The organism is Hungatella hathewayi WAL-18680, from assembly GCF_000235505.1.
Taxonomy (GTDB): Bacteria; Bacillota; Clostridia; order Lachnospirales; family Lachnospiraceae; genus Hungatella_A; species Hungatella_A hathewayi_A.
In genome coordinates this window covers 1,757,162-1,774,335 of sequence record NZ_JH379027.1, presented here as the reverse complement: position 1 = coordinate 1,774,335, position 17,174 = coordinate 1,757,162, and the positions used below count along the sequence as shown (strand labels likewise).

The window sequence follows — 17,174 nt, the reverse complement described above, 5'->3', positions numbered from 1 at the left end:
GAAATCCCGTGTTCCATGAATGCAAAGAGTATCACTTTGAGGAGTTTGTGTTCATCACATCTTGGACGGCCTGTTTTGTATCCCTTCGCTACAAAATATTTTGATAGGTCGATGTGATCCATTACCTCGCAGAAAGTGTATACCGGATCAGAAATATCAATTAATTTTTCGATTTCCAGTGGTAATTTCAGTTGACGTACTGTATAATTATTATTGGTATTTTTATTTAGTCGCATAATTAATTATACCAAAAAATCGCTGAAGTCTCACGACCTCAGCGATTTTTCTTTTAGGGGAGTTTTTTTACAGCCCCGATATCACTTAATCCCCAGGCCACAGCTTCTCATTGTATTCATCCACCACTTCCCGCAGCAGATGCACATGCTCTAAGTCAATATCCAGCGGCAGGGAACAGCCGGGGGCGAAGATAAACCGGTTGTCACCGGACTCCCCGGCGGCGGTCTCCAGCCGCTTTCGGAAACGCTCCCGCACCTCCTCTTTTGTCCCATAGTAGTCCGTAAACTGGTCCGTACCTGTGATTAGGATTTTGTCTGTTATTTCGCGGACTTTTTTCACGGTAAAACGCTCCTCCTCCGGCACTGTGCCGGGAGTGTTCTCCCAGCTGATGGCCTGGACGTCGTAGCTGTCGAATTTTTCCATGTAAAGGTTTTTCACTCCATGCACATGCACCATGTTAAACCAGGTGCGCCCCTTGGCACGGGCCAGCAGCTGCTCGTCAAAGGGACGGCAGAACCGCTCAAATTCCTCCTCCGACAAAATGTCGCCGTTGCTGTAACGGGTGGCAAAGAAGAAGCCGTCCGCCCCCGCCTCAATATAGGCGTCCACCAGTTGAAGCTCCGTCTGAACAAATGCTTTCAGCATTTTCTCCACCGCATCCGGATGACGGTCCAGATAATACCGGGCCTTCTCAATTCCTCCACAGAACTCCGGAATCGTGTGGGCCGGCAGAAAGATGGTAGGGACGATGGGCACGGTCCCCTGGTAATGCTCCCGCAGCTTCCTGACCACCGCGATCTCCCGCTGATACACCGGATTCTCTGCCACGTTTATCACAGGAAATGTCTCCATATCCTTCTCATTTTGAATCAGGTACCGGTTAAATTTCATGATCTGCTTGGTGTGCAGGTTTTCCAGCGGAATATTCTCCGACAGGTACTCGATATCCGATCCGTATGCCTCCTGGTTGTACACCCCGTTGGGCATAATTTTGATAAAATCCCACCGGTTGTAATCCGTCAGCTCGATGATGCGGGCGGAAAATTCCTCCGCACTCTTCCGGTCCACCTCCGGCGTATGTACCCAGCCGCTGGCCCCCACCTGCGACACATGTCTCTTCTCCAGCATTTCCCTCATGCGCTCTGCTGCATTCATGTCTCTTCTCCTCGTTTTGTCTCTTTTCATTGCAACTTCCAACTGCCCACTCTTTTCAGGCTTCCAGTTTTCTGCTCTTGTTAGGCTTCCAGCTCTCCGCTTCTATTAGGCCTCCAGCCGCTCCCTCTCCCGGAAGGAATAATCTGGATTCAGGGTGATAAATCGTCCTCCCGACACCTCAATCGTCACACCGGTCATAAATGTGGAACCGTTGCCGCACAGGAATACCACCGGTTTCGCGCACTCCTCCACCCGGCCGGTCCGCTGCATCAATGTTCCCGCGCAGATATTGTCAAGCGCCTCCTTTGTCGTATTCTCCGTGTTAAACTCCGTCATGATATACCCCGGCATCACACAGTTCACCCGCACCCCGTAAGCCGCGTACTCGCCGGCCATGGTTATTGTTAAATTATTAACAGCTGCCTTCATAGGGCCGTACAGCGTCGCCTTTCCCGTAGTAGGACAGCGGGCGCTCAACGAACTGATGTTGACAATGGAGCCGCCGTGATGCTTCATGGAACGGAAGGCCGCCTGACATCCAAACGCCGCCGATTTGAAGCACACCCCATAGATCCGCTCCATCAGCTCATCCGTGTACTCCTCCCCATCCTTTGTCAGCTGTGCCCCCACGTTGTTGACCCAGCAGTCAATCTGTCCAAACCGGTCTATCACATGTTGTCCAAATGCATACACCTGCTGCTCCTGACTCATATCCACCACTTCACTATACACCTCGCCGGACTCCGCCAGCATTTTCGCCGCACTTTCTGTCTCCTCTGCATTTCTGGCGCAGATAGCCACCTTGGCGCCCTCCTGTATCAGTTCTTTGGCAATCCCCAGCCCAATTCCCTTGCTGGCCCCGGTCACCACCGCTACTTTACCCTTCAATCCCAAATCCATATTGCTGCCTCCTTCAGTACTTTTCTCATTTTGAATTAATTTACTAATTTTCTATTCCTCTACGATTCGAATCTTCGTATAACACTCCAGCGCATTCCTGTATTTCACCATCTCCGCCACTTCCCGCGCCCACCCCGCTGTCAGATACCCTTCCGTTTCCATCCAGCCAAGCAGCTTGTAAAACTGCCTCTGAAAATGCCGGTATGCAAACCAGGACACCTCCGGAAACATGACGCCGTCGCTCCCATACATCACCTTGCTTAATGGAGCCCGCTCCAGAAGGGCCGCCATCCGCTCCACCCCTTTCAGGCTGCAAAGATAGCTGGTCCCCGAGTAATCGGTGTACACATTGGAAAACTGCGCCACCAGATAGCTGGTGTCCTCCTCGTGGGGATGCCCCCCGTGGAGCAGTACAATCTTCACCCGGTTTTTCACCCGCTCATCCTTCAAAAAATCGATAAGATGAATCGGGTTTTGGGTGCGGATATCGATATAATTGCCGCCACCGGCCCCCGTATGTATCTGGATGGGAATCTCATACTCCTTCGCCACCTCAACGCTTTCCATCAGGATGTAATTACTCAGCCGCTTTTTCTCGGACGCACCGCCCCGGTTTCCACGTATCGCTTCATAGGCCCGCTTGGCATCCTCCACGGATACGATCTCCACGGCCAGGCCCCCGGCATAGGCCGCGCAGGATTTTAGTCCCACTGCCTGCTCCCGCTCCACCTCTTCGTGAAGTGCATCCATAAACGCCCCGCAAAATTCCTCAAACGTCTGATTCCCAAGAAGCGCGGCTTCCAGCATTTCCTCCAGCACCCGGTCAATCCTGACGATGGAACACCGCCTTCCCTCCGGCAGAGATGCATTAAAATAATCGGTCTCCTCTTTCGAATATCTGGCCCCGCCAAGGGGACTTCCAACCTCCAGGCAGTACATCAACACCTTCTGCTCCCGTATCAGCTCCCGGTAATACCCCTGCGGGTCCGCCCGGTACCGCCGGTGACGCTCGGCTTCCACCTCCTCCACCGGCACGTCCTCCGCCATCTTAAATTCCTTTCGCAGTTCCTCCATCACCATCCGGTAAAGAAGTGTCTGCCGCCCGTGGTACGCCTGATTTTCCCCGTCAATGTAACCGCCGCCCAGATTCCCAAACTCCGGCGCCCTGTCCGGGTGAACCCGGTGTACATGGGTGTCAATCACAGGAATCCGCGCAAACTCCTGAAACTCCATCATCTCTTATCCCTCATTTTCCAGGGCCGTTTTTGCTCCAGCCCGCACTCCGCTCCCAGTTTCACGCTCCGGCCGCCTGTCGTCCAGGCAGCATCCGGCGCTACTCACAGCCGGTGTCACTCGCAGACGCTTGCATTTTCTCCATCTCACAGCCGATACCGCTCCTCATACCCCTCCAGCGCCTGCCGCACCTCATCCGCACCGTCATGCACCTGTATCTCAAAATACAAATCCCGCTTCTCAAACGGTCTGATAAACTCCAGATTCCCCGCCTCTCTCTCCTTATCTCTCCCCCAGGTCCGGCAGTTACACGGCTCCAATCCCACCACATAACGTCCTTTCTGGAGACATTTCCAGAGATTCAACTGGTTCAGCTCATCCGCCCGGAATTTCACCGTGGCCCCCATCCCCAGTCTCTCATTCAGCAGGGACGCATAGGCAAACCCGTCTCCATCCATCTCCACCCTGTGATTATACGCTCTCGCCGCGTACCCATCATCCGGCTTTCCAATCACTCCAATCTCCCCCGCCGACGCTTCTGCCAGCTTCGAGGTTGGATACCGCTCCCCGCAGGTCAGGCATATCCGGCTGCCCTCATCCAGCAGCGGATACCCAAAATTCATATGGTAAATCATCATAAACGGCGCATCCTGAAATCCCAGATTCTCCACCTGGTCATGGACATACACCGTGTTGTCCCCCATCTTCACCCGGATATTTCTGGTCAGACACAGATGTTCCCCGAAAGGTCTCGCCTGCCTCGTCCTGCTCTCAAACTCTACCACATAATTATCATGATCCCACCAGGTCTTGCAGCCCACTTCCTCCGACGGCAGATTCGACACACTCCCGTGAAGCTCCAGCCGCTCCCCGCCATCCTCCGACGGCAGCCCCGCCGTGGTCAGCCCACAGGTAGCAAACATTCCACCGGAGAAATTCTGGTTCCACTCAAAATCTCCCTGCCCTGCAAACTCCGGCCCTGACACTCCCAGATTGGACAGCCAGCACAGAGATTTTCCCTGAAACCGCAGGGAAGAGATATCCGAGGCCCTGTCACACACAATCGTCAGCTCCAGCCCGTTTCCATTCCACATGTCCACGGCATGAACCCCGTCCTTCTTTCCCTCGCAGAGCACATACCGCTTAAACCCGGCAATCTGGTTCATATGCCCGACCCGCTCATAAAGCTCCCGCTTCGACAAGTTATCTACCGCCATCGAACACCTCCCGGACATACCTGTTCCTGTCACTCACCAATCTCAACCAATCCACCGCCATCAGACACCTCCCAGATACGCCCGCCGTACCTCGTCCGAATTCAGCAGATTCTCCGCCGTATCCTCCAGCACAATCTTCCCGGTCTCCAGCACATAGGCCCTGTCCGAGTGCTTCAACGCCACCCGCGCGTTCTGCTCCACCAGAAGTATGGTAGTTCCCATGCTCCGAATCCGCAGAATCATCTCGAAAATCTCCTTAATCACCAGCGGCGCCAGCCCCAGGGACGGCTCGTCCAGCAGCAGCAGTCTCGGCTTCCCCATCATGGCCCGGCCCACGGCCAGCATCTGCTGCTCTCCGCCGGACAGCGTCCCCGCCATCTGCTCCTTCCTGGCCAGCAGCTTGGGAAACAGCTGGTACACCGTCTCAAGACTCTCCTCTATCTCCGCGTCCGGCCTTAAGTACGCCCCCAGCTTCAGATTGTCTAACACCGTGAACTTTGGAAACACCTGCCGCCCCTCCGGCGAGAGGATAATCCCCCGGCTCACCATCACCTTGGTGTCCTTATTGGTAATGTCCTCGCCATCAAAGGTAATGGTTCCCTTCCCACTCTCCTTCAGCCCCATAATCGTCCGCATGGTCGTGCTCTTTCCCGCCCCGTTGGAGCCAATCAGGGTGATAATCTCCCCTTCCTCCACCTTGAGACTGATGGATTTCAGCGCGCTGATGCTGCCATAATTCACTTCAATATCCTTAAGCTCCAGCAATGCCATCTCTAATCCTCCTTCCCCAGGTACGCCTCAATCACCGCCTGACTGGAGCGAATCTTCTCCGGAACCCCGTCCGCAATCAGCGCCCCGTTGTCCAGCACATAAATCCGCTCACAGATATTCATGACAAACTTCATATCGTGCTCAATCAGCAGCACCGTGTAATCCATCTGTTTTAACTTCATCACAATGTCTAACAGTTCCTTCGTCTCCTGCTCATTCATCCCTGCCGCCGGCTCGTCCAGCAGCAGAAGCTTCGGCTGTGTCGCCAGCGCCCTGGCAATCTCCAGCTTTCTCTGGTCCCCGTAAGGCAGACTGGTGGACATCTCATACCGCACCTCGTAAAGCCCCAGAAGCCGCAGCAGCTCCCCGGCCCGCTCCTCCATCTGCCGCTCCTCCTCCCGCTTCGCCTTCGTGTTAAAGATGGCGGAAGGCAGACCGGCTCTGGTGTTGGTGTGCATGCCAACGAGAACATTGTCAAGCACCGTCATTTTCGGAAACAGGCGGATGTTCTGGAAGGTCCTGGAAAATCCGGCCCTGGTAATCTCATGGGGCTTCCACCCGGTCACATCCTTCCCCAGCATGAAAACCTTACCCTCCGTGGGGCAGTACATCCCGGTAATCACGTTGAACAGCGTCGTCTTCCCGGCGCCGTTGGGGCCAATGATTCCGACGATTTCCCCCTCGGATACCTCCATGCTCACGTCCGACAGCGCCACAAGCCCGCCGAACCTCTGAGTCACCTTATTTACTTGAAGTACGACTTCACTCATCCTGTCCCCCTCCATTCACATCCCGTCTGCTCTTTTGTTTCTTTTCTCCCTGGCCGGACTGATGTGCGGTCCCTGTCTGGCCTCCATTCTGCGCCCTCTGCCCAATATATTTAAAGTTCACATTTCCAAGCAGTCCGTCCGGACGCACCAGCATCAGGCCAACCAGCAGGGCGCCGTAGATGAACATCCGGTACTGCATCAGTCCCCGGAGCATTTCCGGCAGGATACTCAGGCCGATGGCCCCGATGAAGCTGCCCAGCACATTGCCGAGACCGCCGAAGATCACCATCACCAGCATCTCATTGGACTGCACCCCGGAGAACCCGCTTGGGTCGATATATCCGGTATACTGTGCGTAAAATGCTCCCGCCAGCCCGGCCAGCATGGAGGACACGATAAATATCATCATCTTGTACTTAAACACATTGATGCCCATGGCCGCGGCCGCCAGCTCATCGTCCCGGATCGCCAGCACCGCCTGTCCAATCCTGGAATTCATAATGTTGTTAATCACCACCACCGTGAGCACCAGCAGCGCCAGAATCAGATAATAAAACTGATGCGGCGTGGTAATCTTCATCCCGAAAAAGCTGGGCTTGGCAATGGCCATAATCCCCAGGGAGCCCCTGGTCAGACTCATCCAGTTCAGCTCAATCAGCCGGATAATCTCGCAGAACACCATAGTGATAATCGTAAAATAATATCCCTTTAACTTGAGTACCGGAAGCCCCAAAAGCAGCCCGAAGGCCCCGGCCATCACCGCCGCCGCCGTGAACGACACGATGGCGGGGCATCCCGGTATCCTGGTCACCAGAATCGCCGCCGTATAGGCCCCAATTCCCCAGAACGCCGCATGTCCAAAGGACATCTGTCCCAGAAATCCAACCATCAGATTCAGGCTCAGCGCCAGCATGGTATACATCAGACACACCGTCCCGATTCTCACCAGATACTTGGAGGCAAACATCCAGGGAAATGCCAGCGCAAACAGAAAGGCCAGAAGAATCAGCCGTTTTTTATGGCTTGCAAGAAACACCCATAACTTATTTATCATCGCTTCCTCCCCCTAGACCTTATTAATCTGCTGTTTTCCAAACAGTCCGCTTGGCTTGAACAGCAACACTACAATCAACACCGCAAACGCGATGGCATCCCGGTAACCGGAGCTGATATATCCCGCCGCCAGCGTCTCGATAATCCCGATGCTGAGGCCCCCAAACATGGCCCCCGGCAGGACGCCCACACCGCCCAGAATCGCCGAAGCAAAAATCTTCATTCCGATGGACGTTCCCATATTGACATCCACCGTCTGGTAATACATCCCCACCAGTGTCCCCGCGATGGAAGCCAGAATCCCGCTGATGATAAACGTAAAGGAAATCACCCCGTTAATATTAATCCCCATCAGCTTCGCCGCCTCGATATTCTGCGCTGTGGCCCTCATGGCCTTCCCAATCTTGGTCTTGTATACAATCAATGTCAGCGTCCCCATGAGAATCAGGGACACGCTGAGAATCAGAATCTGGAGCCAGCTGATAACCGCTCCCCCAAACTCAATCTTTCCAAACTCACATGGCATGGGAAACGGTTTCGTCTCGCTGCCAAACCATATCATAATGGCATTATCAATCATGGTGGACATCCCCAAAGTGGTAATGAGCCCCGCCAGCTTCGGCGCCTTCTTCTCCCTCAGCCTGCGAAGTCCAAACCGGTCCAGACAGTACCCCACCGTGGCCGTCAGCCCGATGCTAAGGAGAAATGCCAGCACAAACCGGTTCCCGGTTATTCCATACATCACCAGCGATAGATACGCCCCCAGCATGTACAGGGAGCCATTGGCAAAGTTGGTCAGCTCCAGAACTCCGAACACCAGCGTAAACCCGATGGCCACCAGCGCGTAGGTGCTGCCGATGGTGATTCCATTCAGTAATTGTTGTAGAAACATATGAATACCTCTCCTATCCCGACACAAAAGGGCCGCCAAACACATCCCGTGCATCTGGCGGCCCCTGGCCCGTTACTGTGCCAACTTGAAATTTCCGTCCTCCACCTTGAATGCGTAGATACCTTTTATCATCTCTTTGTTTTCATTAAAGCTCATGTCATATCCGGAAACGCCCGGGTAGTTGCGCAGCTGGCGAAGCTCCGCGGCCAGCGCCTTGCTGTCCGTCCCCACCTTCAGCGCCGCCTCCAGCACGATATTCACCGCGTCGTAGGAGCTGGCCGCAAATCCGTCCGGGGAGTTGTTATATTTGGCCACATATTCGTCCACAAATGCCTTCGTCGTGTCGTCCACATTGCCCGCTTCCAAGACAGACGGCAGGAAACAGGGAATACTGCTCAGCACCACCATGCCGTTTAACTTGTCGCCTGCTACATTTAAAAACTCCTCCGTCAGACACATGCCAGGTCCCACGTACTGGGCCTCGATGTTCAGGGAGTTGGCCTGCATGAAGATCTGGGCGCAGTCATTATAGGAAGCCGAAGCGTAAATCACATCCGGCGCCGCCGCTTTCACCTTGGAGAGAATCGGGCTGAAATCCTTGGTCTGCCCCGGCACGAAGGTCTCCATCACGGACAGTTCCCCGCCCAGCTTCTCGTACTCCTGCTTGAACACGTCCGAGGCGATCACCCCGTGGTCCGTATTCTGGTAAATGATGGCGATTTTCTGAGGTCCGTAAGTGTTAATCAGATATCTGGCAAACTCGGCTCCCTCATACTTCTGGCTCATAACCACTGAAAACATCATCTCGCCCAGCCCCGGGAAATCCGTGTGGGAGGCGTTGGGGCTGAATAACAGCAGCTCATTCTCCTCAAACACCGGAGCCGCCGCCATGGCGCAGGAAGAAGAAAAACTTCCCATACCGGCAATCACGGAGTCATCGGAAATAATCTTGTTGGCCACGTTCACTGCCTCCTTCGGGTCCCCCTTGTCGTCAAAGACCTCCAGCACAAAGTCGGTTCCGTTGGCCGCGTTGAATTTATCGAGCGCCAGCTCCGCCCCTTCTTTTAAGGAAATGCCGTACTGCATCTGGTCCCCGGTCATGGGCAGGAAAAATGCCAGCTTATTTCTGCCGGACAGTTCCACCGCACCCTGGGCTTCCTTCGACTGCTCCCCGGCGTCCCCAGCCGCCGTTGTGCCTGCATCCGTCTTCGCCTCTGTCTGGCTGGGCGCCTGTGTCTCCCCCTGACCCCCTGTGGAACTGGCGCAGCCGCTGATTGCCGTCATGGCAAGGGCCGCTATCATTGTCGTGCTTAACATGGATTTTATTGCTTTTTTCATGGTTTCCTCCTTTAGTACTTAATTTCATTATGTAAGTATCTCTTTCATAATCACATCATAATTCATTCCAATCATTTTGTCAATACTAATATCTGTAAAATAGCACAATATTTTGCCGTTTTATGTGATATTTTTGTCAAATTTACAAATAAAAATGTCCTGCCGTCTCATTGACAACAGGACATTATGTTATACTTCTATATTCTATGCCTCACAATCATAGGAAATATGGGACTTATCACCGCGGTACCTGGTAACCGAGTAGCATAAGGGCCTGCCGCCCTCCTCCTCGATGACGTCCGTCACGCACAGAAGCGGCGCACGGGTGCGGTCAATCTCCAGCAGTTCCAAATCATACTTGCTGGCCAGCGTGGATTCTATCTTCACCGCCCGGCTCTTCGCCCGGATGCCGTACTCCACCTCCAGCACCTACAAAGAGATTGATTTCCCGAAAGTCCTTCTCAAGCACCGCCGGAAACCGCTCCGAAGACAGATAGGTGGCGCTGTACACGATAGGCGTCTCCCCCACCTTCCACATCCGTTTTAAGTAAATCAGCTCGTCGTGGCTCTCCAGCCCCAGCCGCTGGTTAATCTCCTCAATCCCGTCCATCACGCACAAATCCAGAATCTCCACACTGCACTCCCTGGAACTCATCTCCAAGTAATGCTTCAGATGCTCAATGCCGGTATTGGTTTTCAGCTCAATCTTCGGCTGGGCCACAAAAGTTCCGCTCTTCTTCTTCCGCACCAGCACCCCCTCCGACACCAGTTCATTCAACGCCTGGCGCACCGTAGGCCGGCTCAGCCCCAGACACTCACAAAACTCCGTCTCCCCCGGCAGCTTGTCTCCCTGCTTCAAACTGCCGTTGGATAGTTCATTCAATATCATCCGCTTCACCTGGTAATAGAACGGGATGGGGATGTCCTTGTTGATTTTATACTTGGCTTCCTTCAGATTCACAGTCCTTCTCCTTTATTTCATGTATTTTTTCAGGCATATATTACAAGTTTTCATTATGTCATTATTATATACCTTTATTATTCCTTATTTTGGAAGAAATGTCAACCCCCTGCAGGCGGATTTCTTGTCTGTTTGTGGCACAACCGTTCGACATGGTTCGACACGTTCCCGGTAATTGGACGGATAAACCGCTCTTCCTGGCTTATAGATACAAAAAACCGGTTTTCACAAAGACTCGTCAAGGTCCCGCAAAAACCGGCTCAGGCCGTGCGCTTCTTCCTCTCATTCAGAACAGCCGCGCAATCATCCTACTACGTTTCATTTAAATTCCTCTTCATCTCCAGCGTAAGCCCCCTCTGAATCTCCGCCGAAAACTCCCCCTTCACAAACAGCTCAAAATACTCCATCAGCCGCTCCCAGGACTCCTCCTCCTTCCCGGCCAGAATGGGATAATACCAGGCGCCGTTAAAATCGGCGGCGTCATAATCTCCGGGAGCATCTCCAATCATCAGGATATGCTCTCTCTCATACCCCCGCTCAATCATGCTCCTGATACAGTCCCGCTTGCTCCCATCACTCTGGGAGAACAGATAGTCCACATGGTCCATCAGCCCGCTGGAACGCCACTCATCCGTAATCGCCTCCTCGTTGGCGGAGGAGACCACGGAGATATCTGCCTCCCGGTGCATCCTGTCAATACATCCTCTTACCGCGGCAAAGGGCATGGATACCGGCAATCCCTCTATCTTTTCGTTGACCAGAAAGGACCACCTCGCCGCCCGCTCAAACACCGGATTCCCGCAGGTTTCGCATACCTCTAACAACGCCTGGTTGGACAGTTCCTTCGCCTGCTCGCTCCACGCCGTATACGCCCAGACATTCTCCTCCTTCTCGATATGCAGCTGTTCCAGAATCAACGCCAGCCCCTTAAACCGATTGATGCCCCTTGTCATGGTAGACAGATTAATCTCATTCCACTTATCCAAAACCACATCCCGCATTCCCTCCAGCCCCCAGACTTCCACCAGGGCTGGGCCGAAGCACTCGGTATGCTTCCGATTCATGGAGTCAATGGCACAGCCGTCCGAATCAATACAAACCAAATACTCTTTCTGAATTTTCACGTTTTTTCCCTTCCTGCCATGATAGTCTGCCACAGCCTCCAAACCGTTATGGCTCCGGATAAAGGAAACGCAGGGCTGTGGGCGTCGGCAGCTCCACCTCCGATACAGGAGTCAGATGTCCGTCCTCCTGGTCAATGGAGAAGATATAAGCCCGCTCATTCATCACCCCGGTCACCACCAAAAAACGCCCCTCCCGGTCCATCTGCATTCCTCTTGTCATGCTGGGAACATCCAGGTAATACTGGAATTTCAGACTCAGTTCCCCCTTCTCATTTAACTCAAACGTATCAACAGAAACCTGCGTATTGTTGGTAAACACAAACCGTCCGTTGGGATGCACCTGCACATCAATCCCCCATGGATGCTTCTTCCCAAACAGCTGGTTCTCCGGAAGGGGCAAATCTTCTATAATCGTATCCAGCCGTGATATCCGCCGCAGCTCCCCCTTCTCTTTATCCAGGAAATAACTGTTCACATGGCCGTCATACTCATTCTGCACCAGCACATAGGGCGTCCCCTTCACAAAGGCCGCATGGCGGGGCGAGGAGCCAAATTCCGTTTTGAATATCGAGAGAATCTCAATCTTCTCCATTTCCCGGTTAAATTTCCCCACGTAAATGTCGTCGCCACCCTTGTTAGGAATGATCACATAGTCCTCCTCATCCACCAGCACAGAATGTGGATGCGCGCTGGCATGCTCCACCGGGTCAATCCCCGTTCCCGTGAGCACCACCCGCTCCACCAGTTTCCCGATGCCGCCGTCCTCTCTGATGCGGAACACACAGACACAGCCCTCATCACGCAGGACCACGGGCACAAACTCCCCGTCCTTCTCCTCCACCCGGGTCACATAGAACTTGGAACCGCCGTTTGCCACAAACAGATACTTCCCGGTCCGGTCCAGTGTCACATAACAGGTACTACCGCCAAACGCGTAAGACTCGTTAATCACTTCCACCGTTTTTGTCTCCATATCGAAGCGGAATGACGTCACACCGCCGCCCATCCCTCTTCCCTTGTAATCATGCCCCTCATTCCCCGCATAAATATACTTTTGGTCTGGAGAAACCACCAGGGTGCTGGGACTGTCCACCCCGTGGCTCTGGGACACCACCTCCATCGTTCCCGTCTCCATGTCCATTTCACAGACCGTAAGCCCATCGCAGTATCCCTTGATATCCGGCGCCGACAGCTTCGTCCAGTACTGGTCTGAAAAACCTCCAAAGCACGCATATATTTTCTCACCCATATTTTTACTCCTCTTCTTTCCTAAAACATGGTCAGACAGTTACAGCCGCGTATCCATCAGTCCACAGAACACATCCACCGGACTTATCCCGGTAAATTCCTCCCTGCCCGTCAACTTATCTATCAGCGCATCCACCGTCGATTCCTGGGAATCATAACAGTTTATCATGGTTTTCACCGCTGGCGCATCCGCCAGATGGAAGGGACAGTTGAAGGAAATAAATAGTTCCGGCACGTCATACACATACCACGGCACCTCAAATCCTCCCTTCGGCGTATCCCAGTTCAGCCGCTGTGTCACCCCAAAAGAGCCACAGTTGGCCACCGTCAAAACCAAATCATACGTGCGCTTAAACTTCTCTATACTCTCCTTGTAGTCGTAAGCATTTTTCGGATTTCCTTCCGCCTTCGCCAGCGGGGAGACAAACAACTCCACCTCAAAACCAAGCCCGGCAAGCCGTTCTTTCAAATCCTCCGCAATCTTCACCGCCCCGCTCACCGCTCCCACAAATTTGGCAAATTCCGGGGTCGGAGTGTGCACCGGCACAATCATGATTCTCCGGTATTTCTCCACCGTAATGGGCAATGGAGTCTCCCCAACCTGCTTGGCAAGGGTCACTGACCTTCGGCTGATCTCTGCCGCGGCCGCCCGGTGCTCCTCGCATCCCACCACGGAAAGACCATCATCACTTAAACATACCGGCCTGTGAAGTCCCTGTGACGCCTTCAGCGCCAGAATCCTCGTCACTGCCTCGTCAATCCTCTCCATGCTCAGCCGTCCATCCGAAACAGCATCCCGAAGATAAGACAAATCCTCCTCCACATCATTGAAAAACAGTATCATGTCACAGCCCGCATGAATGGCCGCCGCCAGCGCGTCCCGCCTGGACATCCGGCTGGAGAATCCAACCATGTGGGAGGCGTCCGTCACAATCACCCCGTTGAATCCCAGTTTTTCCCGAAGCAGTCCCGTCAACAGTTCTTTACACAGGGATGCCGGCAGTATTTCGTCCTCCTTCATCTCCGGATTCAGTTTCTTCTGGTAGGACGGCAGCATGATATGTCCCGCCATCACAGCCTCCACGCCTCCCGCAATCATTTCACCATATATCCTGCCAAAGGTCTCATCCCATTCCTCCACCGACATGGTATTGACGGTGCTGCTGTAATGGTGGTCCCTCTCATCCACCCCATCTCCCGGAAAATGCTTCGCCGTGGCGGCAAGTCCCCCGTCATGAATGCCCCGCAGGCACTCCCTGCCGCAGGCAATCACCGTCTCCACCCTGCTGCCCCAGGTTCTGGTGGAAATGATGGGATTACGCCAATTCAGACTCAAATCCACAATGGGTGTGAATGCCCAATTGCATCCAATGGCTTTCGCCTCCACCGCTCCGATGTATCCCAGCCGGTATGCGTCCTTCGTCTCCCCGGTGGCCGCCACCTTCACCTCACAGCCCACATTGGTCCCATCCTTGCAGGCTCCATTCCCACCTGCCTCGATATTGGCCGCAATCAGAAGCGGAATTTTCGAATGCTTCTGATACATCCGGTTGTGTTCCAGCATCTCCTTCGCCGTCAGATTCATATATCGCAGTCCGCCAGCCTTTGTCCGTTCCAGACGATCCTTCACAAACGTTTCCTCATAATCTCCATAGCTTAAATCCACAAACATCTGTCCCAGCTTCTCTTCCGGCGTCATGGAAGCGAGGGTCTGATAAACCCAGTCTCTCTGCTCTTTATTTAATCTGAAAGGTTTGCTTCCTATATCAATCATACCATTAATCCCTCCACTATTTTTTGATGCCAGCCTTCCGCTTCTTGCTCAGCGCATCCAGAATTACCGCCACAAGCAGCATGGAACCCTTGAAAATATCCTGGGAGTTGGTGTTGAGTCCCATCATATTGAGTCCCACACTCAGCGTTCCTATGATAATCACACCGGTGACGATTCCCGATGTCTTACCGGTTCCGCCTGAGACGGACACACCGCCCAGAACCGCCGCCGAGATTACATCCTGAGAAAGGGAACCGCCCGAAAACGGACTTCCAGAAAACGTCCTGGACATGGATACCAGTCCCGCAATTCCCACCAGCAGACCACCGATGATACTGGCCGTAAACTTGATTTTATTCACATGAATTCCGGATAACCTGGCCACGTCATCATTTCCGCCCACGGCAAACAGATAACGCCCCAGATAAGTTCTCCGAAATAGAAACGACACTATCACTGCCAGCCCCAGAAAAATCACCGTGGAAATAGGAATCAGATTAAACAGATACCCCTGTCCCAGCCACTTGATACTGTCCGGAAGTCCATAGATCGTCTTATTTCTTGCAATAATGCAGCTTAAACCACTGACCGCCGTCCCCACCGCCATGGAGACTACCAGCCGGCTGATTTTAAAATTGATGGAAATGAAGCAGGTCAGACAGAAGATCAAAATGCCGCCAGCCAGCCCCACCAGCATGGCAAGAGTGATGGGTACGCCGGCAGAGAACAGGAAAGCCGTCATCGTCCCCACGAAAGCATAGACCTGCCCGGTGGAGAAATCCAGATTTCCGGTAATCATCAGAAACGAAATTCCAAGTGCCGCAATCCCCATAGTGGAAACCTGTCTCACAATGGATATCAGGTTGTTGGCGGAAAAGAACATACTCCCGCATTCCACGGCAAAAAAGATGACTAAAACAATTAAAATCAGCTGGGCCGTGGACTTTTTGGCCGCAGTGCCGGCCTTTGAAAGAATTGATTTCATAAAATGATATCCCCCTTATCTAGTGACTGCCAGATGCCATATCCAGCAGCAGTTCTTTGTCAAATTCTTCTCTGCCGACCTCACCTGCCAGCCGTCCCTCCGACATGACAACAATGCGGTCCGCAATCCCGATTAATTCCTCAAACTCTGAGGACACGACGATAATCGTTTTTCCCTCATCCGCCAGCTGGTTGATAATCTCATAAATCTCATACTTCGCCCCCACGTCTATCCCTCTGGTGGGCTCATCAAAAATCACAATATCACTTTTGGTCGCCAGCCATTTTCCCACAATCACCTTCTGCTGGTTGCCACCACTCAGATACTGTGTCTCATTTTCATAATCCGGCGTCTTCACCCGGAATTTCCGGCAGTAGAAGTCCACACAGCTAAACTCCTTTTTCCTGTCAATGATTCCGTTTTTGCAGCATTTTTTGATGCTGGCCAGAGAGAGATTGATGGCAATGCTCTTGTCCAGCAATAACCCCCGCCGTTTTCTGTCCTCCGGCAGATAGGATATCCCCTGCTCAATGGCATGCCACGGCTGGGTACCCTTAAATTCCTTTCCGTTAATGAAGACGCTGCCCGTCTCCCTGGGAACATCACAGAAAATGACACTCATCAGCTCCGTTCTGCCGGCCCCCACAAGTCCTGCCACGCCCAGAATCTCACCTTTATGTACCTCAAAAGAGATATCCTCATCTCCATTTCCGGAAACATTTCTGAGGCTTAAGCTGACCTCCTCACTGATGCGGGGTTTCCTGACAGGAAACAGCCTTGTCAGCTCCCTTCCTATCATCATCTTAATCAGCTGAGTCCGGCTGGTATCCTTCACAGCCGTCTCCCCCACCATCTCCCCATCCCGGATAACGACGGCTCTGTCACAGATTTCAAAAACCTCCTCCAACCGGTGCGAGATATAGATGACGGACACTCCCTGCTGTTTCAGCCTGTCGATAATCTGAAACAGGATTCTAATCTCCTTCGCCGTCAGAGGCGCCGTCGGCTCGTCCAGAATCAATATCTTCAAATCCAGCATGGTGGCCTTGGCGATCTCCACAATCTGCATCATGGCCGGAGACAGCACGCTCACATCATCCTCCGGGTCAATATCAATGCCGAAGGTTTCAAACACTTCCTTACACCGCTTCAACATCTGCGGATAATCCACCAGGATTCCACGGCCGGGATTATTTCCCATAAACACATTTTCCACTATGGGCAGGTCCATCACCAGATTAAATTCCTGGTATACCGCGCTGATTCCGCACTCCCTCGCAATGGACGGAGTCAATGTGTGATACTCTTTTCCAAACAGTTCAATGCTTCCCTCCGTCGGTCCGTAGGCCCCTGTGATACATTTTATCAAGGTCGATTTTCCCGCACCATTTTCGCCGAGAAGGGCAAGGACTTCCCCCTCGCCCAGCTCAAAGCTGATGTCATGTAATGCACGAACACCGGGAAAGGATTTGCTGATATGGTTTAATGACATGACGCTATTCCTGTTCATCATCTT

General features: G+C 53.1%; 17 protein-coding genes and 1 pseudogene. All 18 read right to left on the bottom strand.

Annotated elements, in window-relative coordinates:
• Positions 1 to 236, bottom strand: a pseudogene (locus HMPREF9473_RS27910) (transposase); the annotation flags it as partial.
• An 85-nt stretch (positions 237 to 321) separates the two neighbouring features.
• The gene (locus tag HMPREF9473_RS07980; RefSeq protein ID WP_006779571.1) at positions 322 to 1,392 is read right to left on the bottom strand and encodes a uroporphyrinogen decarboxylase family protein; all 1,071 of its coding nucleotides are present in this window, start codon (positions 1,390 to 1,392) and stop codon (positions 322 to 324) included.
• A gap of 105 nt (positions 1,393 to 1,497) precedes the next feature.
• Positions 1,498 to 2,292 carry an SDR family NAD(P)-dependent oxidoreductase gene (locus tag HMPREF9473_RS07975; protein WP_006779570.1) on the bottom strand — a complete coding sequence of 265 codons (795 nt, stop codon included), beginning with the start codon at positions 2,290 to 2,292 and terminating at the stop codon, positions 1,498 to 1,500.
• Between the two features lie 51 nt (positions 2,293 to 2,343).
• Positions 2,344 to 3,528, bottom strand: coding sequence for an amidohydrolase family protein (locus HMPREF9473_RS07970; RefSeq protein ID WP_006779569.1), 1,185 nt, complete (start codon positions 3,526 to 3,528; stop codon positions 2,344 to 2,346).
• 3 nt (positions 3,529 to 3,531) lie between these two features.
• Positions 3,532 to 3,675, bottom strand: coding sequence for a hypothetical protein (locus tag HMPREF9473_RS27290; protein ID WP_157140206.1), 144 nt, complete (start codon positions 3,673 to 3,675; stop codon positions 3,532 to 3,534).
• Complete coding sequence (locus tag HMPREF9473_RS07965) at positions 3,672 to 4,742, bottom strand: aldose 1-epimerase family protein (protein ID WP_006779568.1); 1,071 nt, start codon at positions 4,740 to 4,742, stop codon at positions 3,672 to 3,674. Before HMPREF9473_RS07965 ends, HMPREF9473_RS27290 begins: the two co-directional genes overlap by 4 nt.
• A 60-nt stretch (positions 4,743 to 4,802) precedes the next feature.
• Positions 4,803 to 5,513 (bottom strand): ABC transporter ATP-binding protein, encoded by a 711-nt coding sequence (locus tag HMPREF9473_RS07960; RefSeq protein ID WP_006779567.1) that lies wholly within the window; start codon positions 5,511 to 5,513, stop codon positions 4,803 to 4,805.
• A gap of 2 nt (positions 5,514 to 5,515) precedes the next feature.
• A complete protein-coding gene (locus HMPREF9473_RS07955; protein WP_006779566.1) occupies positions 5,516 to 6,283 on the bottom strand; it encodes an ABC transporter ATP-binding protein in 768 nt (255 codons plus the stop codon).
• On the bottom strand, positions 6,276 to 7,337 hold the full coding sequence (locus HMPREF9473_RS07950; RefSeq protein WP_006779565.1) for a branched-chain amino acid ABC transporter permease: 1,062 nt from the start codon (positions 7,335 to 7,337) through the stop codon (positions 6,276 to 6,278). The genes HMPREF9473_RS07955 and HMPREF9473_RS07950 overlap by 8 nt, the downstream gene beginning before the upstream one ends.
• Positions 7,338 to 7,349: 12 nt before the next feature.
• Positions 7,350 to 8,228, bottom strand: coding sequence for a branched-chain amino acid ABC transporter permease (locus HMPREF9473_RS07945; protein WP_006779564.1), 879 nt, complete (start codon positions 8,226 to 8,228; stop codon positions 7,350 to 7,352).
• Positions 8,229 to 8,300: 72 nt separating this feature from the next.
• A complete protein-coding gene (locus HMPREF9473_RS07940; protein WP_006779563.1) occupies positions 8,301 to 9,566 on the bottom strand; it encodes an ABC transporter substrate-binding protein in 1,266 nt (421 codons plus the stop codon).
• A gap of 204 nt (positions 9,567 to 9,770) precedes the next feature.
• Positions 9,771 to 9,953, bottom strand: coding sequence for a UTRA domain-containing protein (locus HMPREF9473_RS28375; protein ID WP_034858112.1), 183 nt, complete (start codon positions 9,951 to 9,953; stop codon positions 9,771 to 9,773).
• Entirely contained in the window at positions 9,919 to 10,527 is a 609-nt protein-coding gene (locus HMPREF9473_RS07930; protein WP_006779562.1) for a GntR family transcriptional regulator, read from the bottom strand. The genes HMPREF9473_RS28375 and HMPREF9473_RS07930 overlap by 35 nt, the downstream gene beginning before the upstream one ends.
• 311 nt (positions 10,528 to 10,838) lie before the next feature.
• Positions 10,839 to 11,651, bottom strand: a complete 813-nt coding sequence (locus HMPREF9473_RS07925) for an HAD family hydrolase (protein ID WP_034858993.1) — start codon at positions 11,649 to 11,651, stop codon at positions 10,839 to 10,841.
• Between the two features lie 46 nt (positions 11,652 to 11,697).
• Complete coding sequence (locus HMPREF9473_RS07920; protein ID WP_006779560.1) at positions 11,698 to 12,900, bottom strand: lactonase family protein; 1,203 nt, start codon at positions 12,898 to 12,900, stop codon at positions 11,698 to 11,700.
• 39 nt (positions 12,901 to 12,939) lie between these two features.
• Positions 12,940 to 14,673 (bottom strand): glycoside hydrolase family 3 protein, encoded by a 1,734-nt coding sequence (locus HMPREF9473_RS07915; RefSeq protein ID WP_006779559.1) that lies wholly within the window; start codon positions 14,671 to 14,673, stop codon positions 12,940 to 12,942.
• Positions 14,674 to 14,689: 16 nt separating this feature from the next.
• Positions 14,690 to 15,658, bottom strand: a complete 969-nt coding sequence (locus HMPREF9473_RS07910; protein ID WP_006779558.1) for an ABC transporter permease — start codon at positions 15,656 to 15,658, stop codon at positions 14,690 to 14,692.
• Between the two features lie 19 nt (positions 15,659 to 15,677).
• On the bottom strand, positions 15,678 to 17,171 hold the full coding sequence (locus HMPREF9473_RS07905) for a sugar ABC transporter ATP-binding protein (protein WP_242830789.1): 1,494 nt from the start codon (positions 17,169 to 17,171) through the stop codon (positions 15,678 to 15,680).
• Positions 17,172 to 17,174 lie beyond the last annotated feature (3 nt).